Source organism: Acinetobacter sp. YH12041, assembly GCF_013419975.1.
In the GTDB taxonomy this organism is placed as follows: Bacteria; Pseudomonadota; Gammaproteobacteria; order Pseudomonadales; family Moraxellaceae; genus Acinetobacter.
Genome location: NZ_VOZC01000012.1, coordinates 25,886 through 51,444 on the forward strand (window position 1 = coordinate 25,886; position 25,559 = coordinate 51,444).

General features: G+C 40.9%; 19 protein-coding genes, 2 tRNA genes and 5 pseudogenes. 8 read left to right on the forward strand and 18 right to left on the reverse strand.

What is annotated here, in order from left to right; genetic code table 11:
• Window positions 1–60: 60 nt before the first annotated feature.
• Complete coding sequence (locus tag FTU00_RS10540) at window positions 61–1,125, forward strand: acyltransferase (RefSeq protein WP_180179690.1); 1,065 nt, start codon at window positions 61–63, stop codon at window positions 1,123–1,125.
• 56 nt (window positions 1,126–1,181) lie between these two features.
• Here FTU00_RS10540 and glmS read toward each other — a convergent pair whose 3' ends face one another.
• The 9 genes from glmS to FTU00_RS10585 all read right to left on the reverse strand — a co-directional run bounded on the left by glmS (window position 1,182) and on the right by FTU00_RS10585 (window position 11,138).
• Window positions 1,182–3,020 (reverse strand): glutamine--fructose-6-phosphate transaminase (isomerizing), encoded by a 1,839-nt coding sequence (gene glmS, locus FTU00_RS10545; RefSeq protein ID WP_180179691.1) that lies wholly within the window; start codon window positions 3,018–3,020, stop codon window positions 1,182–1,184.
• A 12-nt stretch (window positions 3,021–3,032) separates the two neighbouring features.
• Complete coding sequence (gene glmU / locus FTU00_RS10550) at window positions 3,033–4,397, reverse strand: bifunctional UDP-N-acetylglucosamine diphosphorylase/glucosamine-1-phosphate N-acetyltransferase GlmU (RefSeq protein ID WP_180104978.1); 1,365 nt, start codon at window positions 4,395–4,397, stop codon at window positions 3,033–3,035.
• Between the two features lie 20 nt (window positions 4,398–4,417).
• Window positions 4,418–4,894: a phosphatidylglycerophosphatase A gene (locus FTU00_RS10555; protein ID WP_180032255.1), complete on the reverse strand. Its 477-nt coding sequence runs from the start codon at window positions 4,892–4,894 to the stop codon at window positions 4,418–4,420.
• A gap of 22 nt (window positions 4,895–4,916) precedes the next feature.
• A complete protein-coding gene (gene thiL, locus FTU00_RS10560; protein ID WP_180179692.1) occupies window positions 4,917–5,834 on the reverse strand; it encodes a thiamine-phosphate kinase in 918 nt (305 codons plus the stop codon).
• Window positions 5,835–5,851: 17 nt separating this feature from the next.
• Window positions 5,852–6,301 (reverse strand): transcription antitermination factor NusB, encoded by a 450-nt coding sequence (gene nusB, locus FTU00_RS10565; RefSeq protein WP_005233270.1) that lies wholly within the window; start codon window positions 6,299–6,301, stop codon window positions 5,852–5,854.
• 4 nt (window positions 6,302–6,305) lie between these two features.
• Window positions 6,306–6,776, reverse strand: a complete 471-nt coding sequence (gene ribE / locus FTU00_RS10570; protein ID WP_004280926.1) for a 6,7-dimethyl-8-ribityllumazine synthase — start codon at window positions 6,774–6,776, stop codon at window positions 6,306–6,308.
• Window positions 6,777–6,787: 11 nt separating this feature from the next.
• Complete coding sequence (gene ribBA / locus FTU00_RS10575; RefSeq protein ID WP_159123829.1) at window positions 6,788–7,909, reverse strand: bifunctional 3,4-dihydroxy-2-butanone-4-phosphate synthase/GTP cyclohydrolase II; 1,122 nt, start codon at window positions 7,907–7,909, stop codon at window positions 6,788–6,790.
• A 412-nt stretch (window positions 7,910–8,321) separates the two neighbouring features.
• Complete coding sequence (locus FTU00_RS10580) at window positions 8,322–9,833, reverse strand: aldehyde dehydrogenase family protein (RefSeq protein ID WP_180011581.1); 1,512 nt, start codon at window positions 9,831–9,833, stop codon at window positions 8,322–8,324.
• Between the two features lie 336 nt (window positions 9,834–10,169).
• Complete coding sequence (locus FTU00_RS10585; RefSeq protein WP_166135105.1) at window positions 10,170–11,138, reverse strand: alpha/beta hydrolase; 969 nt, start codon at window positions 11,136–11,138, stop codon at window positions 10,170–10,172.
• A gap of 519 nt (window positions 11,139–11,657) precedes the next feature.
• Between FTU00_RS10585 and FTU00_RS10590 the strand changes: the two genes are divergently transcribed.
• Window positions 11,658–12,248 (forward strand): TIGR00730 family Rossman fold protein, encoded by a 591-nt coding sequence (locus FTU00_RS10590; RefSeq protein WP_180131447.1) that lies wholly within the window; start codon window positions 11,658–11,660, stop codon window positions 12,246–12,248.
• Window positions 12,245–12,646: an NUDIX domain-containing protein gene (locus FTU00_RS10595; protein ID WP_034170792.1), complete on the forward strand. Its 402-nt coding sequence runs from the start codon at window positions 12,245–12,247 to the stop codon at window positions 12,644–12,646. The genes FTU00_RS10590 and FTU00_RS10595 overlap by 4 nt, the downstream gene beginning before the upstream one ends.
• Before the next feature lie 624 nt (window positions 12,647–13,270).
• Here FTU00_RS10595 and FTU00_RS10600 read toward each other — a convergent pair.
• The 3 genes and pseudogenes from FTU00_RS10600 to FTU00_RS10610 form a co-directional block, all read right to left on the reverse strand.
• A pseudogene (locus FTU00_RS10600) lies at window positions 13,271–13,393 on the reverse strand (VF530 family DNA-binding protein); the annotation flags it as partial.
• 113 nt (window positions 13,394–13,506) lie between these two features.
• Window positions 13,507–13,641: pseudogene (locus FTU00_RS10605) on the reverse strand (IS3 family transposase); the annotation flags it as partial.
• 120 nt (window positions 13,642–13,761) lie between these two features.
• A protein-coding gene (locus FTU00_RS10610; RefSeq protein ID WP_180179693.1) for an IS4 family transposase occupies window positions 13,762–14,855 on the reverse strand; the annotation gives its coding sequence in 2 pieces (ribosomal slippage) (window positions 13,762–14,312 and window positions 14,312–14,855; 1,095 coding nt in all).
• Between the two features lie 383 nt (window positions 14,856–15,238).
• Between FTU00_RS10610 and FTU00_RS10615 the strand changes: the two genes are divergently transcribed.
• On the forward strand, window positions 15,239–16,858 hold the full coding sequence (locus FTU00_RS10615) for an oleate hydratase (protein ID WP_004883953.1): 1,620 nt from the start codon (window positions 15,239–15,241) through the stop codon (window positions 16,856–16,858).
• A 420-nt stretch (window positions 16,859–17,278) separates the two neighbouring features.
• Here FTU00_RS10615 and FTU00_RS10620 read toward each other — a convergent pair.
• Window positions 17,279–17,422, reverse strand: a pseudogene (locus FTU00_RS10620) (IS4 family transposase); the annotation flags it as partial.
• Between the two features lie 12 nt (window positions 17,423–17,434).
• Here FTU00_RS10620 and FTU00_RS10625 point away from each other — a divergent pair.
• Window positions 17,435–18,784 (forward strand): annotated as a pseudogene (locus tag FTU00_RS10625) (fructose-specific PTS transporter subunit EIIC); the annotation flags it as partial.
• A gap of 29 nt (window positions 18,785–18,813) precedes the next feature.
• Here the strand turns inward: FTU00_RS10625 and FTU00_RS15690 are convergent.
• Window positions 18,814–18,945, reverse strand: a pseudogene (locus tag FTU00_RS15690) (serine/threonine-protein kinase HipA); the annotation flags it as partial.
• 141 nt (window positions 18,946–19,086) lie between these two features.
• Here FTU00_RS15690 and FTU00_RS10630 point away from each other — a divergent pair.
• Window positions 19,087–22,434: a DEAD/DEAH box helicase gene (locus tag FTU00_RS10630; RefSeq protein ID WP_180179694.1), complete on the forward strand. Its 3,348-nt coding sequence runs from the start codon at window positions 19,087–19,089 to the stop codon at window positions 22,432–22,434.
• Window positions 22,435–22,451: 17 nt separating this feature from the next.
• Here FTU00_RS10630 and FTU00_RS10635 read toward each other — a convergent pair whose 3' ends face one another.
• The 4 genes from FTU00_RS10635 to FTU00_RS10650 form a co-directional block, all read right to left on the reverse strand.
• Entirely contained in the window at window positions 22,452–23,741 is a 1,290-nt protein-coding gene (locus FTU00_RS10635; protein WP_180002656.1) for a type II toxin-antitoxin system HipA family toxin, read from the reverse strand.
• The gene (locus FTU00_RS10640) at window positions 23,738–24,055 is read right to left on the reverse strand and encodes a helix-turn-helix domain-containing protein (RefSeq protein WP_180002657.1); all 318 of its coding nucleotides are present in this window, start codon (window positions 24,053–24,055) and stop codon (window positions 23,738–23,740) included. The genes FTU00_RS10635 and FTU00_RS10640 overlap by 4 nt, the downstream gene beginning before the upstream one ends.
• Window positions 24,056–24,404: 349 nt before the next feature.
• Window positions 24,405–24,480, reverse strand: a tRNA-Gly gene (locus FTU00_RS10645).
• Between the two features lie 45 nt (window positions 24,481–24,525).
• Window positions 24,526–24,601, reverse strand: a tRNA-Gly gene (locus FTU00_RS10650).
• A gap of 230 nt (window positions 24,602–24,831) precedes the next feature.
• On the opposite strand from FTU00_RS10650, the gene FTU00_RS10655 reads away from it, so the two are divergent.
• Both FTU00_RS10655 and FTU00_RS10660 read left to right on the forward strand, forming a co-directional pair.
• Window positions 24,832–25,140 (forward strand): BolA family transcriptional regulator, encoded by a 309-nt coding sequence (locus FTU00_RS10655; RefSeq protein ID WP_004780643.1) that lies wholly within the window; start codon window positions 24,832–24,834, stop codon window positions 25,138–25,140.
• Window positions 25,141–25,149: 9 nt separating this feature from the next.
• A complete protein-coding gene (locus tag FTU00_RS10660; RefSeq protein ID WP_180179695.1) occupies window positions 25,150–25,542 on the forward strand; it encodes a SirB2 family protein in 393 nt (130 codons plus the stop codon).
• Window positions 25,543–25,559: the final 17 nt, after the last annotated feature.

Genomic DNA, 25,559 nt, shown 5'->3' on the forward strand with positions numbered 1-25,559 from the left:
AAATAATGTTTCATTTGAAAAATAAAGTATTGTATTAGAAAAATTATAAGGACGAAAAATATGTCTAATAATAAATTATATTCAATTAATATATTGAGATTTATTGCTGCAAGTTTTGTCTTGCTCAGCCATATAGAAAATAAAGTTCATCAGTATAATATCCTGTCCTTAGAATGGTATCGATTTAGAGGGCAAGGTGTTGATATTTTCTTCGTAATGTCCGGGTTTATTATCTGTTTAACGACAGCTAAAAAGAATATAACCCCTATAAAATTTTTAAAAGGCCGTATGCAAAGAATATTGCCTCTGTATTGGTTCTTTACCACTGTGGCTCTTTGTATTTTTTTATATAACCCTGAACTCGTTAATATGAGTGGTGGATATACCAATATTATAGCTTCTTATTTATTAATTCCAGGGGAGCATAAGTTCCTTGTTCAAAATGGCTGGACCCTAAGCTATGATGTTTATTTCTATATTATTTTTGCTTTATCTCTCTATTTTTTTAGAAATAAGATAAATTATATTGCATTAATAGCAGTATTGACTTTTTTACCTGCTGTAGGAATATTGGTATTAAATTTAGATAAAGTATTCTTTTTTAATGTGATTCTTTTAGAGTATGCCTTGGGTATTTGTGCATATCTCATTTATATAGAATGCAATTTAAACTTTATGCTGAATATTATTCTGATTCTATTGGGAACTGCATTTATTTTCTTTCAGAATATATTTAATGTGTTTGAAACCGGATTTGGTCGTGCTTTGGACAGAGGAGTGCCAGCCTTTTTATGTGTGGTTGGTGTGATTGGTTTAGAAAGCTTTTTTAAAAACCATTATCATAAATTTATAAATATTTTAGATAGATTAGGAAACACGTCTTATTCTATTTATCTGAGTCACCCATTCATACTGGTTATAGGAACAAAGTTATATATAAGCTATTACTTTTTTCAGAATCTTAATTTTGCTTTATTTTTATATGTGATCTGTATTTTTATTGGATACTATGTAAATAAATTTATTGAAGTCCCTTTAAATAGGACAGTTAAGAATTCATTTAAATCAAATTCTATATGGATATTAAAGATTAAAATATTTATTCAGAATTTAAGAAATATATAGTTAACCTGTTATATGAGAGTAGTCAATATCCTCATATAACAGGCTAATTTTATGAGTTATTCAACTGTTACTGATTTTGCCAGATTACGTGGCTGGTCAACATCAGTACCACGCAGGACTGCCACATGGTAAGACAGTAGCTGTACTGGAATACAATAAACAATTGGCGCTAAAACAGCGTTTACTTCAGGAATATGCACGACATACTGGCGTTCTTTGGCTTTAATACCGCTATTTTCATCAGCAAAAACAAAGAGCTCACCACCACGTGCCTGAACTTCTTCCATATTGGATTTCAGTTTATCCAGCATGTCATCTTGCGGTGCCAGAATTACTACTGGCATATCATTATCTACTAAAGCCAATGGACCGTGCTTCAGCTCACCCGCCGCATAACCTTCTGCATGAATATAAGAAATTTCTTTCAACTTTAGTGCACCTTCCAGTGCGATCGGGAAGTGTGTACCACGGCCTAGGAACAGACAATGCTGTTTCTCTACAAAGAGTTCAGAGAGACGCAGAATTTCATCATCATGACTTAAAGTATCTAGCAGTACCTTAGGCATATGCCATAGTCCAGTCGTGATCTCAGTCATCTGTTCAGCTGAAATGGCATTTTTCACTGTACCGATTTTCAGTACCAGTAACATCAAAGCTGCGAGCTGGGTGGTAAAGGCTTTGGTCGAAGCCACACCAATTTCAGGACCCGCTAAAGTCAGCAGGCTGTAATCTGTTTCACGTACCATTGAAGAAGTTGCAACATTACAAATCGTCATCGTCGTAATATTTACACCTTTTGATGTAGCACGTTTTTGGGTATCACGCAGAGCAGCTAAGGTATCGGCTGTTTCACCTGACTGAGAAATACACACATAGAGTGTATTATTGACAATCACTGGCGTACGGTAGCGGAATTCACTGGCAATCTCGACCTGACAAGGCAGATCAATCAGCTGTTCAAACCAGTATTTGGCAATCATGCCGGCATGGTAACTGGTACCACAGGCAATAATCTGGATTTGCTGGATTGTTGAAAAATCCTGTTCAGCATTTACCAGAAAATCTTCACGCAAGGTATTGCCATTCAAGGCTTGTGAAATGGTCTGTTTTAGCGCTTCAGGTTGCTCATAGATTTCTTTGAGCATATAGTGCTTATATTCACCCTTAGAGGCATTGCTCACGGTGGCATCCAGTTCTTTCACTGGGCGATCTACCAGTTGACCATCCACAAATACTTCAATGGTAGTACGGGTCAGACGTGCAATATCACCTTCTTCAAGATAGATAAAGCGATTCGTGATTGGTAATAAAGCCAACTGGTCAGAACTGATAAAGTTCTCGCCAATACCTACACCGATGACCAGTGGTGAACCTTCACGAACAGTAATCAATTCATCTGGATGATCTGTATGTACGATCCCGAGCGCATAAGCACCTTTCAGCTGTGGTACGACCTGACGTACTGCTTCAAGCAGGCTAGGGGTAGATTTCAGTGCATCGTTAACCAGATGGGCAACCACTTCAGTATCAGTTTGTGAAGTGAATACATAGCCTAAAGCTTCAAGATCATCTTTCAGCTCCTGGTAGTTTTCAATAATCCCGTTATGAACCACAGCAACATTACCCGAAATATGGGGATGAGCATTGTTTTCAGTCGGTTTACCATGAGTTGCCCAGCGTGTATGCGCGATGCCTAATGAACCATTAATCTGTGATTCATTCACAGCTTGTTCAAGGTTCGCGACTTTACCCACACGACGTTCACGGAGCACCTGGCTATTATTGATTAAGGCCAGACCCGCAGAGTCATAGCCACGGTATTCAAGACGTTTTAGGCCTTCAATTAAGATATTGCTGATATTACGTTCCGCGATGCCACCGACGATACCACACATACTAACTTCCTCTTATTTCTTGATTTTTTGCGGACGCTGATAGTTTTCTTTGGCAAATTGCTTGGAACGTTCTACCGCTAAACTGTTCTCTGCCACATCACGGGTAATCGTTGAACCCGCTCCCACTGTCGCGCCATTACCGATCTGGACCGGTGCAACCAGAGAGCTGTTAGAACCAATAAAAGCATGATCCCCAATGATGGTCTTAAATTTGTTAGCGCCGTCATAGTTGCAGGTAATTGTTCCTGCACCAATATTGGAACCGCTACCGACTTCAGCATCACCTAAGTAAGTGAAGTGATTCGCTTTGGAACCTAGACCAATACTGGAATTTTTCACTTCAACAAAGTTGCCAATATGAACTTCCGCTGCCAGTTTTGCCCCTGGACGCAAGCGTGCAAATGGACCAATCTGTGCTTGTTCACCCACAATTGCATGATCAAAGATGCTATATGGCTGAACTTTAGTGCCTGCAGCAATCTTGGTATTTTTAATTACGCAGCCTGCACCAATTTCAACATTATCACCGAGTTCGCAATTACCTTCGATAATGACATTGATATCGATCCGCACATCTTTACCAACAGTGAGTTGACCACGTAAGTCAAAACGGCTTGGGTCAATCAGATGTACACCTTGCTGCATCAGCTGTTTTGCCTGATAAGCCTGGAACTGACGCTCTAAAGCAGCCAGTTGTACACGGTCATTGACGCCTTCCACTTCAAAAGCCAGCTCAGGTTCTACAGATGCAACACTCATACCATCTGCCAGTGCCATTGCCACGATATCCGTCAGGTAATATTCACCTTGTGCATTGTCATTGCTTAAACGTGGAAGCCATTCATGTAACTTGGCATTACTGACCGCATAAATACCGGTATTAATTTCTTTAATTTGACGCTGTTCTTCAGAAGCATCTTTATGTTCAACAATGGCTTGAATCTGACCATCTTTACGTACGATACGACCATAACCACTGGCATCTGCAAGCGTTAATGTCACCAGGCCAATACCTTGCTCTTGAGTAGCATCAAGCAGATTCTGAAGTGTCTGCTGGCTAATACAAGGGACATCACCCGACAGGATTAGTGAAATACCATCTTTAGGCAAAACAGGTAGTGTCATTTGTACGGCATGACCGGTACCAAGCTGTTCAGCCTGTTCTACCCACTGGATATTCTGGTCTGCAAATGCGGACTGAACCTGCTCACCGCCATGACCATAAATGGTAATAATATTGTCTGCATTGAGTTTTTTTGCTGTGTCGACCACATGGCCGAGTAAAGGTCGTCCTGCAAGCGGTTGTAATACTTTCGGTAAGTTGGAACGCATACGGGTTCCTTTACCTGCAGCAAGAATAATCACAGTCGTAGACATGTTCTAATCCTAGATATGGCTTAAGCCATCGTGAAGTAAAAATAAATCCAAATACAAAGTGCTGCCCAGAGGCCAGCGATAATGTCATCCAGCATGATGCCAAAACCACCCCCAACCTGACGGTCAATGACTCGAATCGGCCAAGGTTTCCAGACATCAAATAATCGGAACAGGGCAAAGCCAATGAGTAGCCATAACCAGTTCATCTGACCTAAATAGATCAGTGGCAAAAAGGTGATGGATTGTCCTGCAAACTCATCCCAGACAATACGTCCATCATCATGCACACCCATGACTTTGGCAGTTTGGCCACAGATATATATGCCAACCAGGGACATGATGACAATGGCAAAAAGACTATTTACAAAACCTAAGTAGAGCCAGATGGGTACAAATAAAAGTGCAAAAGCTGAACCAAAAGTTCCGGGGGCTTTAGGCGCCAGACCAGAACCAAATCCTACCCCACTAAAGACAATGAGCCGGTTGGTCCATGACATGCTTTTAAAATTGATCGCAGATTTATGCAAAATGTTGATATCCGTTAAATTGAAGTGAATGATCTACGCCATCTTTTTCAAAAGTTAAACCGTGTTGCTGCTGAATGGAGCCAATTATACTAATCGAAACATCCAGCTGTTTTTGCAATAATTTTTCATAATTTTGCGGGTTTATTGTAAAGCATAACTCGTAGTCATCACCACCCGCGAGGGCGTATTGCCAACGCTGTTCATCATTTAATGCCTGCAGGGCAGGGCTGAGCGGCAATTTTTCAAGCGCTAGCTTTGCACCTACACCTGATGCCTTAAGAATATGTCCTAAGTCTTGTGCCAGACCGTCTGAAACATCAATCATGCTATTGGCCAAACTTTTTAAAGCAATACCGAGTTGACAGCGTGGGGTTGGATAATCCAAACGTTTCTGTAATGGGTGGCCGAGATGATTTAAAGCAAAAGCGGCATCACCCACCGTACCACTGACACAGATCAGATCGCCCGGCTTGGCACCTGAACGTGGTACAGCTTGACCTGTATTTACCCAACCTAGGGCAGTCACAGATAAGGTCAAATGAGGGCTTTGGGTGGTATCACCACCGATTAAGCTCACACCAAATTGATCGCAACAATCATAGAGACCCTGACTAAAGGCTTTTAACCAGTCATGATCAATTTGGGGTAGGCTCAAGGCGAGTAAAATACTATGCGGGGTCGCGCCCATGGCTGCAATATCAGAAAGATTAACAGCGACAGACTTCCAGCCAATCGCATGAGGATCGGTGTCTAAAGGAAAATGACGTCCAGCAACGAGGGTGTCGGCACAGATGACCAGTTGTTGCTGTGGAGGAGGGGTGAGCAAGGCTGAGTCATCGCCAATGCCTAAATCGACAGAATTTTTATTCTGACGATTGAAATAGGTATCGATAATCGAAAACTCAGCCATACAACAATTCGACTAGATTAGTTGGCTTGCTGTTTTTCTGCTGCACGTAAAGTTGTTGCTAAACGGTCCAATACACCATTGATGTATTTATGGCTGTCTGCACCGCCAAAGTGTTTAGCTAACTCAATTGCTTCATCCAGAACCACGCGGTATGGAATCTCAAGATGTTCTTTGAGTTCATAGGCGCCTAGGCGAAGTGTAGCGAGTTCTACACCATCAAGTGCAGAAAGTTCACGATCCAGCACAGGGATAAGCAAAGCATCCAATGCTTCATGATTGGCAACCACTTGAGTCAACAATTCATGATAATAGCTGAGATCCACTTTGTGCATGGCATTGTCCACACGAGTACGTGCTTCAATCTCATGCACCGGATTGTGGCTCATCTGCCATTCATAAATTCCTTGTACAGCAAAGCGACGTGCTTTACGTTTTGCTGCATAAGTTGCTTGAAGTGTTTGCGACATAGCGTTAAATAGCCTTTAACAAGTTAACCATTTCAATAGCAGTCAAGGCAGCTTCACTACCTTTATTACCTGCTTTTGTACCCGAGCGTTCAATCGCCTGTTCGATACTATCCGTAGTCAATACACCATTAATCACTGGTAAGCCAGTGTCCAAGCCAACTACGCCCAGACCTTTGGCACATTCACCAGCTACAAAATCGAAGTGAGGCGTGCTGCCACGAATCACAGCGCCCAGCGCGATGATGGCATCGAAACGATCTGAAGCTGCCAGTTTTTTCGCAACTACAGGAAGTTCCCAAGCACCAGGTGCATGAACAACAGTGATATTATCCTCTGATACGCCATGGCGTTTCAATGTATCAATGGCACCTTCTAACAGATGTTCAACAACAAAGCTATTAAAACGACCAACTAAAATCGCATAACGGTCTTCGTTCGCGAGATGCAACATACCTTCAATACGGCGAACTGCCATAGGAACCTCGATTATTTCTCTGATGTTTGTTGTGCGGTGATGTATTCCACCACTTCTAAGTTAAAGCCGGACAGGGCATTGAAACGTAATGGAGAGCTGAGCAGCTTCATTTTTTCCACGCCGAGGTCACGTAAAATTTGTGCGCCGACCCCAATGGTCTGATACTGCTGAGACAGGGCAGCATTAGATTTTACATTTTTGGGTGCTGTAAGTGCATCTAAGGCAGGGCCTAAGTCCTGTAAATGGCGCTGGCCAATCCAGACCAGAACACCGCGTTCACTCTTGGAAATTTCTTTTAGTGCACGGTCCAGGTTCCAAGCTGGTTCGCCATCCTGCTTGTTCAGTTTGAGCAAGTCGCGGGTCGGGTTAAAACCATGTACACGCACTGTGGTCACGCCCTCTTTAGGCTCACCTTTGACCAAGGCCAGATGGATATCCGGATTACCCAGTTCACGATAGCGGTACAGGTCAAAGCTGCCGTATTCAGTATCAATACTTTGCTGATCGATACGCTCAACCGTTTGTTCATTGGTCATACGGTAATGGATCAGATCAGCAATGGTACCAATTTTCAGACCATGCTTTTCCGCAAAGATTTCTAGATCTGGACGACGTGCCATGGTGCCGTCTTCTTTAATGATCTCGCAGATCACAGAAGCTGGCTCAAGACCCGCAAGACGAGACAAGTCACAACCGGCTTCGGTATGACCAGCACGGTGCAATACGCCACCTGGCTGTGCCATCAATGGGAAGATATGACCAGGTTGTACGATGTCACTTGGTTTGGCATGTGCAGCCACCGCTGTTTGAATGGTGTGCGCACGTTCAGCTGCAGAAATACCAGTAGTAATGCCGTTGGCTGCTTCAATTGAAAGGGTGAAGTTGGTTCCGTGCTGAGCGCCGTTGGCATCCACCATCAAGGGTAGATTTAACTGCTGGCAACGTTCTTTGCTTAAAGTCAGGCAAACCAGACCACGCGCATGGGTGATCATAAAGTTGATGTCTTCAGGACGCACGTGGGTCGCAGCAATCACCAGATCGCCTTCATTCTCACGGTCTTCGTCATCCATCAGGATAACCATTTTTCCTGCACGGATATCTGCTACAAGCTCTTCAACTGTATTGAGCGGCATCAACCTTCACCTTCTTTTTTGATCTATACCAGACCGAATCATGACATTATTACTGCATAGTCTAACGCTTTTTAAGCAATTTTGCCTATGCTTATTGCTTTCCCTCAGGGGTTCATTGTTATACACAGTCTTGCGTAGCATGAAAAGTCGACTTTAAATGAAAGCACAGGCTTTATGCTGGATTTTTAAACGATCAGAAAGCATAAAAAATGACAAACTTATTTAAAATCAACATAACTAAAAATAATCTCTTATTTTTTATGCAGTTTTATGTATTAGTTTAATATAGTCCTTAAAAATACGTATACCTCCTCATTCTTCCCTTTATAAATTTTTTACCAATCAGTTTAAAATTCTGTTTGAAATAATAAATGAATCAGGCGGACCGAAGTCCACCCGAATTCAGATCAGTTTAGAAGAAACCTGCTGGTTTGGTTGAATAACTCACTAACAGGTTTTTGGTTTGCTGATAATGATCCAGCATCATGCGATGGTTTTCACGGCCAATCCCGGATTTTTTATATCCCCCAAAGGCTGCATGAGCCGGGTAGATGTGATAGCAGTTGGTCCAGACCCGACCGGCCTGAATCGCACGACCAGCGCGGTAAGAGGTATGTGCTGAACGTGACCAGACACCGGCACCGAGTCCATAAATCGTATCATTGGCAATTTTGATGGCTTCATCGAAGTCTTTAAAAGTCGTCACTGCCAATACCGGTCCAAAAATTTCCTCCTGAAAGGTTCGCATGTCATTGGAACCTTTAAAAATTGTTGGCTCGATATAAAAACCTTGTCCTACTTCCTGACGTTCATTGCCGCCTAACAAGATTTCTGCACCTTCTTCACGACCTGTTGCAATACAGCCGAGAATCTTGTCCTGCTGTTCCTGTGAAGCCTGAGCCCCGATCATGGTCTCGGTATCCAGGGGATGACCAGTCTTGATCTTTTTCACTCGCTCTACTGCGAGTTCCAGGAATTGGTCGGCAATACTTTCCTGAACCAGCGCACGTGAAGGGCAGGTACAGATTTCACCCTGGTTTAAAGCAAACATGGTAAAGCCTTCTAGAGCTTTTTCCAGAAAATCATCTTTCTGATCCATGATGTCGGCAAAGAACAAGTTTGGTGATTTACCTCCAAGTTCTAAAGTCACAGGAATAATATTTTCAGTCGCATACTGCATAATCAACTGACCCACTGCCGTTGAACCCGTAAAGGCAATTTTGGCAATACGCGGATTAGTCGCCAGTGGACGGCCGACTTCAACACCGTAGCCATTCACGATGTTTAATACGCCTTCAGGCAACAGATCTTGGATTAACTCAACCAGCACCAAAATACTCACCGGTGTCTGTTCAGCGGGTTTCAGCACAATACAGTTTCCGGCTGCGAGAGCTGGGGCTAGTTTCCAGGCTGCCATCAGAATCGGGAAGTTCCACGGGATAATCTGACCCACGACACCCAATGGCTCATGAAAATGGTAGGCAATAGTGTCTTCATCAATTTCCGAGATGCCGCCTTCCTGGGCGCGAATGCAGCCGGCAAAATAACGGAAATGATCAATGGCTAAAGGAATATCCGCTGCCAGGGTTTCTCGGATCGGCTTGCCATTATCCCAAGTCTCTGCAACTGCTAGTAACTCAAGATTTTCTTCAAGACGATCGGCAATTTTTAATAAAATATTGGAACGGGTAGTAGGGGAGCTGTTATTCCATTGCTGTTTGGCGGCATGAGCCGCATCCAGCGCCAGTTCAATATCTTCCACTGATGAGCGTGGAACTTTGGTAAAGGCTTTTCCATCTACGGGGGAGACATTATCAAAATATTCACCTTTGACGGGTGGGACCCATTTTCCGCCAATGAAGTTTTCGTATTGGGATTTAAATTGCACTTTTGAACCGTCAGTATTGGGATCTGCATAACGCATAATTCTATTCCTTGATATGATTATTATTGATGAATGCCGAACCACTTCTGCCCTGCAAAAGCCCTCAGATTCAACATCTCAGCTCTACTATAGAGAGGGAAAAAAATCACAGGATAAATACTTACAAGCTTGCTACAAAAGACAACATTTGGATAAAAATGGAATTTATTATTTTTATAAATTTCAATATTTTATTTTTATAATGACATGATTTTAATATGTAAAAAGCATTACTGATCAGCTTGATATTTTTATTTCATATCCAGGAAAAATAGGTAAATAAAATTATTGAAAAATAAGACAGGCAGAGCTTGCTACCTATCTTATTCATCTGGCTTATAGGGCTTTATTTTCCAGCCATTGAAATAGCTGCTGATAGACCTGCTCACGGACTGGTTTTTCTGAAAGAACCAGATCATGTATCCCATTTTGAATCGAACAGAGTTGCACATCGCCCTGGATTTTCTGCGCATGTTCAATCATGTCGCGTACCTGAAGAATCACATCACTGGTTTGAGCATTACGGTTAAAACGTAGGGGATAAGTGGTTTTGTGGGCATGCATCAGCAAAGTCGGAATATTTAAACGTACACCCTGATGAATTTCTTTTTGTGCTTCGTGAATGGCATGTACAAAACTCAGACGCACCCAGTGATAGCTAGGTTTTTTCCATTCCAGATCAAAATGCCATTCCCCCTGATAGCTAATATGCAGACTAGGCACATAATGACGATTTAAGCGGCTAGGAAATAGCATTTCCGGAAAACGTTTTCCCAGACGGCTCAATTTAGGCACCAGAAACTTTTTCTCAAAAGGCGTCATATTAAAGTCATAAAAAGGACTATTGAGCCATAAGCCTTTAATTAAGGGATGATCTGGATGATGTGCTGCATACAAAGTAGTAATTAATCCGCCGGTAGAATGGCCACTGAGTAAAACCGTGTCATGGCCTTCCTGTCCAATAATTTCAAGAGCCTGGCTGATTTCTGCATCATATTCTGAAAGATGATAGACATTATAAAGTTTCTGATGGGACAGATAGGATCGGCCGTATTTACGTAAATCCAGTGCATAAAAATCAAAACCTTGCTGATTAAAACGCTCTGCCATTTCAGTCTGGAAAAAATAATCAATAAAGCCGTGAATATAGAGGACAGCTTTAGAGGTCGGTTGGTCTGCCTTTTTGCGGATCAGTGTGGCAACTACTGTGCCTTCAGTATCTGGCGGGAATTCTAAAGTGGCCTGTTCATAACCTTCACCCAGAATATCAGGTTGATATTCAAGGCTGGAAAGCGGATGGGACATATTGTTCTACTCATGATTATTTTTATTCACTTATCCTTGTGGATTGGCTTGCATTTGTCAAATCCTGCTGTCTTACCCATTCGAGATCAGTAGTACCATTCAGAGAATAGTCAAATATAAAATTTCAGGTCATTGGCAGCCTGATTAACTAAATAAAAATTAATAAAAAACCCCGGCATCCTGCCGGGGTTTTTCGTATTGGTTAGCTCGGTATAACTCCTGTCGTACCTTACAATCCTTGTGCTTATCTATTGTCATTGTTATATGGAACTTCCTGTTCCTGATGTAAGTATCATAGGAAAATTCCACTATTTGGGATAGCCGTAAAGAACCGGAATCGATGTAAGTCAATGCGTACAAGTCTGACTGAAAATTATCCGTATTTTTCTGTAGAAGTGAGAATTTATTCTGAATCATGCGCTTCGATAAATTAGCCGATTATGGCTATTTTGCTTGTTTTTAAGACAATTTTTTTATTTTAATGCAGTTAGAATATGTTGATCGATGAGGGGATAAAAAATGAAATCTATTGCAGTCTTTTGTGGTTCAGCTATGGGGAATAGCGAAAATTTTAAAGAGCAGGCCCAAGCTTTGGGTGAGTCTATTGCGAAACGGGGAATCACGCTGGTTTATGGTGGCGGCCGAGCTGGACTGATGGGTGTTGTGGCTGATAGTGCATTACATGCTGGTGGAACAGTCATTGGAGTAATTCCACAAAATCTGGTCGATGCAGAATTGGCCCATCCGCTGTTAACAGAGCTGCATGTGGTGAAAAATATGCATGAACGTAAGACAAAAATGTCTGATCTGGCGGATGCATTTATTGCTTTGCCGGGCGGGGTGGGGACTTTAGAAGAAATTTTTGAGCAGTTGACCTGGGGGCAGTTGGGCCTTCATCAGAAGCCTTGTGCATTTTTAAATATCCATGGATTTTATGATGAATTGCTGAATTTCTTGATGAAAACGACTGAGGCTGGATTTACCCAGTCACGTTTTACCGATGCCTTGATCTCCTCAAGTTCAATTGAGGAAGTATTGGATGCTGTGGAGCATTATCATGCACCAGAACCGAAATGGAATAAAAGTGTAAAGGCAGTAGAATCGGTATGAGTAATAAAGTGATTACGATTGCTGCGGCTATCATTCTGAATGAACAGAATCAGATTTTGTTGGTTCGTAAAAAAGATACCGATTTCTTTATGCATGTGGGCGGAAAGCTGGAACCCAATGAATTGCCTGAAGCTGCACTTTCTAGGGAAGTTCTGGAAGAGACAGGCTGTGAGATGGAAATACTGTCTTATATTGGTAAATATGAAACCGTGGCTGCGAACGAATTGAATCATTCGCTGGTCAGTTATTTGTATCAGGTTAAATTAAAAAGTCAGCCTCAGGTTCAGGCTGAACTTGCGGAAATGCAATGGGTTGATCTTAATCATCCAGACCTGCCTTTAGCCCCTTTAACTCGGGATATTTCAATTCCGTGGTGTAAGCAGCTATTAGGAATCTAATGAGATCTCAAAAAATTTTAATCTATAGATATGAAATTTAACCAGATTGTCATATTAGAGCGTTAATATTGATGTTTACAAAAGCCCATTTCCCCTCAAATGGGCTTTTTTTATGGTTTTTTATCATTAATTGCTTGGATGAATTAGATGCTTAAACCTGTATGAAGTGCAATCCTTTTAGCAGGAGTTCCCTAAAAAGATAAATCGAACCAGAGTTCTAGAGATTCAAGATTTAAAGAAAATTTTCTTAATTTGAGAAAAAAGCAGGGTTAGGCAGAATATTTAGTCATTGAGAACGACAATAAAAAAAGCCCCAGTCATTCAACTGAGGCTTTTTGAATCTGGAGCGGGAAACGAGACTCGAACTCGCGACCCCAACCTTGGCAAGAGTCACCGACATAAAATACACTAAATTACATAATTGGTATGTTAATAAACTCTATATATAACAGTTATATAGAGTTTTAATTTTGTGTGACGTAATTTAAGGTGGGGTAGGGTACTTTGATTTTTGGTCACTAATTTATTGTGATAATCAACAATAATAACCAACATTCATATGCTTAATCTAAGAGTGTTTTACTGACTGGTATAATTTTATGATGAGAGGGGTGTTGCCTGAGGCTACGGTTTCTGTTTGGCCTTTTGGCGTAAGACGTACAAATATAAGCTTTCTACTTTTTCACGTGTCCATGGTGTGGTACGCAAGAATCGTAATGATGATTTAACACTTGGGTCTATGCAAAAACTGAACCGTACCGGGTTTGTCGGAGACTTTTTTATTTAAGTTAGGCCACCTGACCTAACGGGTTAATCTTATAATCGTACATTGCTTCAAGCTCAAAAGACGATACATAACTCAGCGCATCAAGCACCATATCTGTATTCTTACGTGTTGATACTTTCCAGCCAACAATTGCACATGAAAAAACATCAATAATAAATGTGGTTTAGACCCAATCTGAATGAGTTTTAATATATGTGAAGTCAGCGACCTGAGATACCGTCTTGGTAGTCAATCAGGTTTTGAGATTATTCGGCTAATAAATAATCTCTTTGATAGGCAGTCTGATGTTTTAAAACGCTATAACACAGATCTCTGTACACGACAAATTTCATAGGATCCTTGTCCTATCAGGCTTTTTCTTTCTTAAAATTGCTAGCACTTTCTTAAATTCTTCTTTTTTTCCAAAACCAATCAAACGTAGAATAGCCATTTGAACATAGTCCAAACCGTAGCGAAATAAACTTACTGAAAGTCGTCCATGCTTCTTTATTTTTATCGCTTTTTTCCGATCATGTTGCCATTCACCTGTTAAATAGCACCAACAGAAACCGATAGCTAGCACTGCTATCAATTTCTTGACTCGTCTAGGGTCTGTTAAACGAGTATTTTCAAGATTGAATCCACGTCCTTTGAGACAACTAAATAACGTTTCGATTTCCCAGCGTAATGCATAATCACGAATAGCAGAAGCATTAAACATAGGAGAAACAACAAGTAAAAGCTCTCCATCTTCTAATTGTAGCGCACTAATATACAGTTTCACTCGACCAACCCAAATACGTCGTTTACGACATTCAGTTTGACCAACTTGAAGATGATGAAATAAATCACTAATTTTATGATTCTTGGCTAAGTGATTGGTCACAATAAAGTTTTTTTAACACGTATACAGAAGTTAATGTCATTTTCAATTAACCATATAAACCATTTCTCACCGATAAATTCTCTGTCTGTAAACACATTCACAATACGATCTTTACCAAAAATGGAGATAAAGCGTTGAATCAAAGCAATACGCTCTTTTGTATCTGAATTTCCACGTTTATTGAGCAATGTCCAAACAATAGGTATCGCTATTCCACGATAGACGATGGCTAAGATCAAGATATTAATATCTCGTTTTCCCCATTTCCAATTAGTTCTATCCAAAGTTAATTGGACTTTATCGAATGAAAATATATTGAAAATTAACTGAGAAATTTGACGATAATCGAAATACTGATCTGCAAAGAAGCGTTGTTGTATACGTCGATAAAATGATTGTGGTAAGCACTTGATGGGTAAGGCTTTAGATGCAGAAGAAAGATTACATGTCTGTTTTACAATTAATGCAAGCATAATCAGTGTAAAACATTTTGCATGTGACTTGTTCCACTTTAGATATTTGTTTAAGATGAGATGTAACTCATTGAAATGTGTCATCATATTCGTCGTCAGAAAACAAGTATTATGCCATTATTTCAATGAGTTATCTTTTTTTGTCGTGTACAAAAATATTTTTTAATGATAAATAAAAAGCCTATTTTTAAAGAAATTTAGCATACGGCATAGTGAAAACAACAATAGAGCAATTACTCAACAATAAACATTAACATCAATTATTTAGATCATATTCAATTTTAATAAAAAGACAAATGTGTATTAAAAATAGCCATCATACGTCTATTTTTGATTACAAAATATAATGAGGGGATTGCTTCCCATTTCATACATTTCTCATATATAAAAAGACATACTATTTTTAAGGTTTTTCTAAACCAATTTTTTTACTTCATAATTTTTAACATCATAATTAAAGGTGAACCATGCAAAATAAGAAGCGCACCCCATTAGACGCGCAACAGTCCCATCTTTGGATTATTGGTGGTGGTATCGCAGGTATGGCTGCTGCTGCATTTGCAATCCGTGATGCCAAAGTCCCTGCCAAAAATATCCATATTTTAGAAGAACTCGATATTTCAGGTGGTTCGATGGATGGTGGACATACACCGCATGCCGCGCAAGCTTGGGTAACACGTGGTGGGCGAATGCTGACCGATGAAACTTATTTGTGCCTATGGGACTTATTTTCCAGTATTCCATCTTTGGAAAATCCAGACATTTCGGTGCGTGAAGAATGTCGTGAGTTTAATGAAAAAGTGAAAACCCACGCCAATGCACGGTTGATTGATGCCGAACATGTCATTGCGGATGCAGCAAAGCTTGGTCTGAATACGCTACATCGTGCACAGATGCTGCGCCTATTAGCTTCAAAAGAAGAAAAAATTGGCAGTCGCCGCATTGATGAGTTTTTTGATGAAACCTTTTTTGAAACCAATTTCTGGCGCATGTGGCGCACGACTTTCGCTTTTCAAAAATGGCACAGTGCAGCAGAGTTAAGACGCTATTTCTTGCGTTTTATTCAAGAATTGCCACGCATTCATACCTTAGCGGGTGTGAAACGTACCAAGTACAACCAATATGACTCGATGATTCTGCCCCTACAGCGTTGGTTAGTCGCACAAGGCGTCGATGTGCGTTTTGGACACTATGTCACAGATGCAGACTTCATTACCAATGCTGAAACTCAAGAACGCTACGCTTCACGCCTATATGTACAATTGCCTGAAGGCTCAGAGCAAATTAATCTGAAAGCCAATGATTTAGCTATTTTCACTTTAGGCTCTATTACAGCAGACTCACGTTATGGCGGTAATCATGACGTGCCTGCCCTTATTCGTCATCGAGAAGATCATGGCTGGACGCTTTGGGAAACGCTGGCACAAAAAGCCCCAGACTTTGGCCGTCCAATGACTTTTTATGGCAATGTCGATGAACATAAGTGGGAGTCTTTCACTCTGACCATGAAAGATGACGTGCTACTTAAACGTATTATTGACTATACAGGCAATGAACCAGGCACAGGCGCACTCATGACTTGGTATGAGTCGGGTTGGCATTTATCCATCGTGGTTCCTGCACAGCCACACTTTGCCGACTTACCTGAAGGTTTATATACCTTATGGGGCTACGGTTTCCAAATTGACCATATAGGCGATTACATCAAAAAACCAATGTCCGAAGCCACGGGGCAAGAAATCCTAACAGAACTGATTAAACAGCTCGGTTTTGACGACATTTTAGATCATGTTTTGGCAACGACTGATGTTACTACCGCCATGATGCCATACGCCTCTGCCCTATTCGCCTGCCGTAAACCGGGGGATCGTCCACAGGTAATTCCACAAGGCTCACAAAACTTTGCTTTCCTTGGACAGTTTGTGGAAATTGAAGATGACGTGGTCTTTACTGTGGAATATTCAGTTCGTGGGGCGATGCTTGCCATTTATGAATTTTTTGGGGTGGAACGTGAAATCCCTGAAATTTACAACGGTCTACTTGATCCCAAAGTGGGTTTAAAAGCTTTAGAAACAGTGTTCCACTAAGTTTTTAATATATAGCGATAAGAGCACCTTTATGTCGCCACTATTACATAGTTTAATTTAAGCAACGTTTGGATACACGAGTGTGGCAGGGATGCCACACGTTATCCATCATAATAGGGATGTTATGTATGGGTAACAAAGGCTTTTGCTTTCTTTTGGCTTATCAAAAGTAAGGGTATTGCCTACACAAACACCTTTTATACTTTATTGAAAGTTGAGGCCGTGTACGCACCTAATTTTAAATTGGATAAAAAGAAAAATTAGATAAAACTTTATACCTCATTCGTAAATAAATTGACTAATCAACATAGGAAAAACATCTCCACGTTTTAAATAATACTCCGAAACTGACTAAGTGCTTTTCTATCTTTTTCTCATGATTTTAGATTTCATAAAAATTACCTCTGTACACGACAAATTTCATAGGATCCTTGTCCTATCAGGCTTTTTCTTTCTTAAAATTGCTAGCACTTTCTTAAATTCTTCTTTTTTTCCAAAACCAATCAAACGTAGAATAGCCATTTGAACATAGTCCAAACCGTAGCGAAATAAACTTACTGAAATGTAGGGGTTACACGGTTTGTCGCCATTACAGCATGTCCAACTGGTGTTGCGCATACGTTTATGGCGGCCGAAGCCTTACAACAAGGTGCAGTAAAGCACGGTTATCAGATTGATGTTGAAACCCAAGGATCGGTTGGGGCTAAAAATATTTTATCGGCAGAAAGTATTGCCAAAGCAGATGTGGTGATCTTAGCAACGGATATTGAGGTCAATACAGATCGCTTTGTAGGCAAACGTGTATATCGCTGCAGTACAGGATTTGCCCTTAAGCAAACGGATAAGACTTTTGCAAATGCAATTGCTGAGGCCAAAGTGCTTGAAACGGGTAAGCAAATAGCCACTAAGACAGGAAATGAAAACAAAGAAAAAACAGGAATTTATAAACACCTTTTAACAGGGGTGTCTTTCATGCTGCCGATGGTGGTGGCGGGCGGTTTGATCATTGCCATCTCGTTTATGTTTGGCCTCAATCCTGTTGAAGGAAGCTTTGCCGCATCCTTAAAGCAAATAGGTGCTGCAGCATTTACTCTTATGGTACCTATGCTGGCAGGTTACATTGCTTATTCTATTGCGGATCGTCCGGGTTTAACTCCAGGTTTGATTGGCGGTTTACTTGCCACACAATTAGAGGCAGGCTTTCTCGGTGGATTAGTTGCAGGTTTTATTGCAGGTTATATTGCGTTATTTTTATCGAAACAGCTTAAACTCCCAAGTAGCCTAGAAGCATTAAAACCAATATTGATTATTCCACTATTGGCCAGTTTAGCTGTTGGTTTAATCATGATTTATGTGGTTGGACAGCCTGTTGCACAATTGTTTGAATTACTCACACACTTCCTTGCCAATATGGGGACGACCAATGCCATGATCATGGGGGTTATCCTTGGGAGTATGATGTGTATTGATGTTGGGGGCCCAATAAACAAAGCGGCTTATGCCTTTACGGTGGGCTTACTTACGTCACAAACATACGGACCGATGGCGATTACCATGGCTGCGGGTATGGTACCGCCATTGGGTATGGCAATTGCAACTTTTCTGGCAAAGCATAAATTTGCCAAACCTGAGCAAGATGCAGGGAAGGCTGCTGTAGTTCTGGGCCTATGTTTCATCTCGGAAGGGGCTATTCCGTTTGCTGCCAAAGACCCGATTCGAGTGCTTCCATGCGCGATCGCAGGTGGTGCTGTAACTGGGGCTTTGGTTGCATTATTTAAATGTGAACTAGTCACTCCTCATGGCGGTGTAATGGTACTGATCATTCCGAATGCGATGAATTATCCATTAAAATATTTATTGGCGATTGCGATTGGAAGTGTGGTGACTGGTGTAGCTTATGCCGTAATAAAACAACGGTTAGAATAAGCCCTTCATAGAAGCTTTGTGAAAGCTATTTAGTGCAATAAATGAATATTATGCTCAATCCTATTTTGGATCAGTTGGAGAGTCTCTGCTTGAATTTGTCCAGGTAATAGGTCATGAGCGATATTGCTGAATCGGATTGCAACCTTACAAATCGAGCCAATATTCACCCCATCTATTGTAGTAAACATTAAGTTTTTTTGAGCATGGATTTATTTCCTTTTGATACGTTGGCGAGTACTACTGTTCTGAAATGACAGCTTTGTCCGTTATAATTGTATAAACATTTTTGGTTTCTGGTAATTATGTCCTCATTGATCAATTTTCTATCTCGCTTTAGTACTGCAACTCTTCAGCGCAGCCTGAGCTATGCTAAACACATTGATAGGGAAACGATTGAGTTCTTTGAGGACAAAGACGGGGTTACGATGTATGCCCAAATTGAAGGGACAGATTATTACGATACCGCAATTACCTATAATCCCCAAAAAGACCGTTTAATCGATGACGACTGCACTTGTCCGGTTGGATATAACTGTAAACATGCTGCTGCTTTAGCGCGGTTATTCTTTCAGGAATATCGCCAGGAATTTCAGCAGCGTTATGCTGACTCTCAATCCCCGCAGGGAATCACAAAACGCCAACGGGGGGATGATCAGGCGCAGCGCTGGTTGAATGATTTTAAACGGTATTTACAACAGACTGAACCAGAGCAATCTGTCAAAACAAACAATTATTTAATTTACCTGCTAGATCAGTCTGTCAGCTTAAAGAAATTGACAGTTGATGTTCAGAAGGCCAGACGCAATAAAAACGGCTCAATTGCGGGGGAAAGTTATTATACCCAATATGAAAATATCACCAGAAAGCATCTGACTTTACCTGAACAAAAACGACAATTATTTAACCAGATTTATTATTATGCCAAAATAAACAGTGACGAACGCTTTTATCAAAGCAATCTTGATATCTCCAGAATTTTATTGGAGCATTTCAAATCTTTTATTCAAAGTGGCGATGTGTACTGGCAAAAAAAGAGCCATACTGCACTTCAATGGTCAGAACAAGGCTATCACATCGAACTGATCTGGCAACAAGGTGTAAACAAACAGACAGAGCATTTAAACATTGAATTGGTCAATGGTGATATTCGACTCGATTTGAAATCAAATCCACATATTCAGATTCTCGCGAGCCATCCACCATGTTATGTGAATATTCAACAGAACACGGTGGGCCAGTTATATGGTGAATATACGGCAAATCTTCTGTACCATTTTTTACAGATGCCTGATCTTCCATCTATGCTCTTGCCAGAGTTTGAGCAACTGACTCATCAATATTCAGACGTGAAAAATCTGCCTCGGCCCGAGTCTATTCAGCATATTGATGTCCTTGAGGGTAGTCCCCAGCCAATTTTACGCTTCGGTGTTTTAGATAAATTTGATTGGAAATGGGAAGAGTCTGTTTGTGCCGAAATTGAATTCTCCTATGTAGGCGGACGAATAAAAGCAGGTACATCAGGTGACAGTTTTATTGGTGAGCAGCATGGCAAAATGGTGCGACAGCTTCGGGACTTAGTTCAGGAACAACAGTCAATCCAGCGTTTACAGCTGTTGGTCGAATCACTGAAGTGGGTAAAAGATCTTAATTATTACCAGCAATTAAAACTGGATAAACAACGTCTTGATTCTATGGTTTTTGCGTTCTATGGAGACTGGATCAAACAGCTGATGCCCATCAATCAAATTGAATTGATTGGATGGCAGATAGAGCATCTGGAACACAGCCCATTTAAGCTGCAATATGTTGAAAATTTAAATATTTCCATCACTGAATCTGAAAGCCAACAAGACTGGTTCAATATCGGGGCGACCGTTCAGGACAGTGCAGGCAATAGCTATGATTTACTCGATGCACTTGTGGCTTTGGTGAAAGAACAGCCTGATTTACTTGATCCACGGATTTTTGGTCATCTGAATGACAGTCACATTTTCACCCTGAAAACTGCAGCGGATCAACCAGATTTGGCTTTATCCGCAAAGGACATTAAGCCGGTATTGTTGCATCTGCAGAGCATTTTACAGCAAGAAGAGCGTAGCATAGATCGCTATGATGCGAGTCAACTATTAGAATTACAGCATCATCTGGGGATGGTATGGCAGGTCAGTAATCGCCTGCAGCAATTTGCGCAGAAATTCAAACAAGGCTATCAGCAACAACTGCCGACACCACAAGGTTTTCAGGGGGAATTACGTCCATACCAGCAGCAGGGCCTAGGCTGGTTACAGTTTTTAAGGGAAACCCAGCATGGCGGGATTCTGGCGGATGATATGGGTTTGGGTAAAACAGCACAAACTTTAGCCCACTTACTCATGGAAAAGCAGGCTGGTCATTTGCAGGACAGACCCGCCTTAATTGTTGCACCCACATCGCTGATGCATAACTGGTTCAAAGAAGCGGAGAAATTTACCCCTGAGCTCAAGGTATTGCTGCTACAGGGGCCCGATCGCCATCAGTATTTTGAGCAGATTCCGCACTATGATATTGTGTTAACCACATATCCGCTTCTGGCGAGAGATGAAGAGCAACTAAAGCAATATGAATATCATCAACTCATTTTGGATGAGGCGCAGAATATCAAAAATCCGCGTGCCAAAGCTGCACAGGTAGTACGGCAATTAACAGCGCGACATCGTCTATGTCTAACTGGTACACCTATGGAAAATCATTTGGGTGAGCTGTGGGCACTATTTTATTTCCTGATGCCAGGATTTTTATATTCACAAGAAATTTTTAATAAAAAGTACCGTCATCCGATTGAAAAACGCGGTGATCAGCAGTTAAGGCAAAAGTTGGTAAACCGCATTAAACCCTTTATTTTACGTCGTTTGAAAACTGACGTTGCCAAGGAATTGCCTGAAAAAACCACGATTGAAGTCAATATTGATATGAATGACCAGCAATCCAAGTTATATGAGGCTGTTCGTGCCACGATGCAGGCAAGCATTCAGAAAATTGTGGCAGAAAAAGGCTTTAAACGTAGTCAAATTCAAATTTTAGATGCCTTACTGAAGCTACGTCAGGTGTGCTGCCATCCTAGCTTACTAAAGCTGGATTCAGTGAAAATTGGGCAGGCAAACTCTGCCAAACTTGAACAGTTGATGGATATGGTCGTTCCAATGGTGGAAGAGGGGCGAAAAATTCTTATCTTCTCTCAGTTTACCTCAATGTTGGAACTGATTGAACAACAGCTCCATCACGCAGAAATTGGCTATGTGAAGCTGACTGGAAAGACCAAAAAGCGAGATGAAGTCATTACAGCATTTCAGTCTGGACAAGTGCCGGTATTTTTAATCAGTCTGAAAGCAGGAGGGGTTGGTCTGAATCTAACTGCCGCAGATACGGTCATTCACTATGATCCATGGTGGAACCCTGCTGCTGAAGATCAAGCTTCAGATCGTGCATGGCGGATTGGACAGGACAAGCCGGTATTTGTGTATAAGCTGATTACTAATAAAAGCATAGAAGAAAAAATTCTTGCCTTACAGCAAAATAAAGCAGAACTGGCACACTCTATTCTAAGTACAGATCATGAAGGCGAAGCGAAACTGACGGAAAATGACGTGATGAACTTGTTTGAGAAATTTTAGTTTGGTTTCAGATTACCCTAATCATCTGTAAGTATCTGAAAGTCTGGATGCAATTTTTTCCAATGTTCTCTTAATTTTTCTTTATGAACAGAAATCATAGGTAAGTCTAGTAATAGCACTGGCCATACCGACCGTGCTTTGTCCATGATCGCGTGAAGTTGTTTTTCAATAACACGCCATGGAACACCGACTTTTTCAGCCCATTGTTCAAAGTGTTTCATCTCAGCTAAATACCAATCTTTATTTTTGGCAAGATTTAAGGCGAAATGACGCTCATTTTCAATATATACACTTGTCATCAATATATCGTATGCAGGGGATAATCTTGGCGTTGTTTTATCGTGATAAATCATACTCCAGTTCTTTAAGTGTGCATCTCCATTGGCGAGTAAAATATTGACGAGTAAACGGCTGGCAAATTGCTGAATATCAAAAATTTTGTTATCTGAAAATTGATAAATGATCTTTCCTATCTGCTCATAATTTGTGGTGCTGTATTTCTGCTGTGGATATGCACCGAAGATCTGAGCAAAGTCTTCGATGTGAATAAGCTCTGTAGTATCAGCAGTACTCTGTCTATCAAATCTTTTGATTGCAAAAGCATATTGCTCTTGGGGTAAATTTAATGGTGGAAGGTTTTGTAAGAGTGCCATATCCACCAAGCGAATCTCAGGGACATCTATTCCGACCATTTTGGCAAGGCTCATCATAGAATATTCATTTAGCGGAACAAAAGCATGTCTGGAAGAAGGAGTTTTGATAATCCAGTCCCCGAGTAGAGACGATTCCGTTGCCTGGACTAGTGTAAAACGCCCATCTTTGGCTTTCATGGAAAACTTCATTTGGACGCCGGCCAAGGAAAACTTATTATCTGTTCGAATCTCTTGCTTTAAGATCTGATCTGGATTAGAGATCTGCAGTTTGAATTTTATTTCATCTGGAATTTCTTCTGGATCTAATGGAGTCGCAATGAGTGCTCCAGGTAAATCATGACCTAAAGCTGCCAATAACTGAAATTCATTGTCTATATGTACTTTGAGGCTTTGTGCAATCAGTTCGCGTAATGCACCTTCTGGTAGCAAGTTTGATAGCAAGGGATGTAAACGCTGATGTGTAACATAGGTCTTTTCTAAAATCTTATCCACTTGAGGATACAAGGGGGAAGTCAGCAGGCTCAAGGTTGGGCGTTGCTGATCAGAGCGGAAAGAATCTGTAAAAACCAGAATATTTTTTCCGCTCTGAAATCCTGCCAAGTATCCAACGACAGCGTGATGTAATGTTAATTTCAGGACGGCAACAGTATTCATGGTTCCTCTCCTCCGAGAAGACCCTTCCATGGGTTAGTCATTAAGTCATCCTGATCTTCAATAGTGACTTTAATTTCATCATTCAATAATTGTCTAATCAAATGAACCTTATCATCAGGGATGAGCATCAGTTGAGCATTTAATCCTGCCGCTATAATTTCTAAGGTCTCTAATCGAGGGTTGCCCTGACTTTCCAGTTTTTGGTACTGCTGTCTTGAAATGCCTGTACGGGATTGCATATCAACTTGCTTTAAGCCCAATTGGGTTCGTCTTTTTTTGATTTGCTGTAGTAAAGACTTATTTAGTGTAGACATATTTATTGCTTTTTGGTGGTATAAGAAGCATATTAGTTGCTTTTTTATTAAGAAGCAATGACAGAAATTATTAACAGGCTCCGCGGCATCAATATTTAGGATCTAGGCAAGCTGATCTTGTTTAACATAAGCCACTTAGTAGTAGCTAATACTATCTTTTGTTTTGGAGTTTTTTTTATCTTGTATGATTGATACTCTGGAGCATCATCTACACGGTTTTTTGTTCACAGTTTTGAAAGAGCACTTTTGTAAACTTACTTTTTTAAGTATAAAAATTTCTTATGAAGTAAAATATTGAATAAAACAACAATAAAAAAGCCCCAGTCATTCAACTGAGGCTTTTAGAATCTGGAGCGGGAAACGAGACTCGAACTCGCGACCCCAACCTTGGCAAGGTTGTGCTCTACCAACTGAGCTATTCCCGCAGGGTCGATCAATTTTTTACTTTAAAAAATGAACAAAAAAGAATTTGGAGCGGGAAACGAGACTCGAACTCGCGACCCCAACCTTGGCAAGGTTGTGCTCTACCAACTGAGCTATTCCCGCATGCCGTGTATAATACAGCATGCAAAAACAGGGTCAATAACTTTATGAAAAATCTTGTGTCGATTGCATAAAATAAAAGCAATATTCTCTGTGCTTCCAGACAATTAGACAAAATTTATGCAAAATTTAATGAAATCTCGGCACAATCAAATAATTGCAGACATTTCTTGCACCGAAATAGCGGATAGAACAGGGTATACTGGACCCATATCTTGAATCGGAGTCAGGCCATGAGCTTAGAACAACAACTGAAAGACCGTTTGGCACAATTGTCACCTACCTATCTGGAAGTCGTGAATGAATCTTCAGGTCATGGTGGATATTTTCCGGGTAAGGAATCGCATTTTAAGGCGGTGATTGTCAGTGAAGCTTTTGCCGGTTTACGTGCGGTGCAACGCCATCAAAAGGTCTATGCTGCGGCAGGTGATTTGCTGTCTAAAGATAAAATTCATGCCTTGGCAATTCATGCTTTCTTGCCTGAAGAGTGGACAGGACAGGATACGTCTAGTCCGGAATGTGCACATGCACCAAAAAACTAAGAGGACTTTATGGATACCCAGCTTTTAGTCAAGATTATTCATATGTCTGCGGCAGGACTGGCCATTGTGGCCATTCTTGCGCGTGCTCTTACCCTGTTTATGGGTACACAGGGCAATCAGCCGAATCCGAAAGCACGTGTATTTCTGGTCGCTTTGCAGCACCTGGTGATTAGCGTGATTGCCTTAACTGGGATTATTGCCCTGTTTTTAAAGAATTTTGATGTACAGCCTTGGTTTTATGCCAAAATCATTTTATTTCTGGTGCTGATTTCATCCCTGGGCAAAGCCTATAAAAAAGATGATTCAATCCTGTTGGTACAACGCCGTGCTGGCTTATTTATTGCTGTGGTTTCACTTATTGCGATTATGGTATTGGTCATGATCAAGCCGAATTTTGGCTAAATTATTCATCAGTCAAT

What these genes read in the sequence shown, in the direction of transcription:
- FTU00_RS10540 (WP_180179690.1), top strand. Translation starts at nt 61, where the DNA reads ATGTCTAATAATAAATTATATTCAATTAATATATTGAGATTTATTGCT.
- glmS (WP_180179691.1), bottom strand. Translation starts at nt 3,020, where the DNA reads ATGTGTGGTATCGTCGGTGGCATCGCGGAACGTAATATCAGCAATATC.
- glmU (WP_180104978.1), bottom strand. Translation starts at nt 4,397, where the DNA reads ATGTCTACGACTGTGATTATTCTTGCTGCAGGTAAAGGAACCCGTATG.
- FTU00_RS10555 (WP_180032255.1), bottom strand. Translation starts at nt 4,894, where the DNA reads ATGTCATGGACCAACCGGCTCATTGTCTTTAGTGGGGTAGGATTTGGT.
- thiL (WP_180179692.1), bottom strand. Translation starts at nt 5,834, where the DNA reads ATGGCTGAGTTTTCGATTATCGATACCTATTTCAATCGTCAGAATAAA.
- nusB (WP_005233270.1), bottom strand. Translation starts at nt 6,301, where the DNA reads ATGTCGCAAACACTTCAAGCAACTTATGCAGCAAAACGTAAAGCACGT.
- ribE (WP_004280926.1), bottom strand. Translation starts at nt 6,776, where the DNA reads ATGGCAGTTCGCCGTATTGAAGGTATGTTGCATCTCGCGAACGAAGAC.
- ribBA (WP_159123829.1), bottom strand. Translation starts at nt 7,909, where the DNA reads ATGCCGCTCAATACAGTTGAAGAGCTTGTAGCAGATATCCGTGCAGGA.
- FTU00_RS10580 (WP_180011581.1), bottom strand. Translation starts at nt 9,833, where the DNA reads ATGCGTTATGCAGATCCCAATACTGACGGTTCAAAAGTGCAATTTAAA.
- FTU00_RS10585 (WP_166135105.1), bottom strand. Translation starts at nt 11,138, where the DNA reads ATGTCCCATCCGCTTTCCAGCCTTGAATATCAACCTGATATTCTGGGT.
- FTU00_RS10590 (WP_180131447.1), top strand. Translation starts at nt 11,658, where the DNA reads ATGAAATCTATTGCAGTCTTTTGTGGTTCAGCTATGGGGAATAGCGAA.
- FTU00_RS10595 (WP_034170792.1), top strand. Translation starts at nt 12,245, where the DNA reads ATGAGTAATAAAGTGATTACGATTGCTGCGGCTATCATTCTGAATGAA.
- FTU00_RS10615 (WP_004883953.1), top strand. Translation starts at nt 15,239, where the DNA reads ATGCAAAATAAGAAGCGCACCCCATTAGACGCGCAACAGTCCCATCTT.
- FTU00_RS10630 (WP_180179694.1), top strand. Translation starts at nt 19,087, where the DNA reads ATGTCCTCATTGATCAATTTTCTATCTCGCTTTAGTACTGCAACTCTT.
- FTU00_RS10635 (WP_180002656.1), bottom strand. Translation starts at nt 23,741, where the DNA reads ATGAATACTGTTGCCGTCCTGAAATTAACATTACATCACGCTGTCGTT.
- FTU00_RS10640 (WP_180002657.1), bottom strand. Translation starts at nt 24,055, where the DNA reads ATGTCTACACTAAATAAGTCTTTACTACAGCAAATCAAAAAAAGACGA.
- FTU00_RS10655 (WP_004780643.1), top strand. Translation starts at nt 24,832, where the DNA reads ATGAGCTTAGAACAACAACTGAAAGACCGTTTGGCACAATTGTCACCT.
- FTU00_RS10660 (WP_180179695.1), top strand. Translation starts at nt 25,150, where the DNA reads ATGGATACCCAGCTTTTAGTCAAGATTATTCATATGTCTGCGGCAGGA.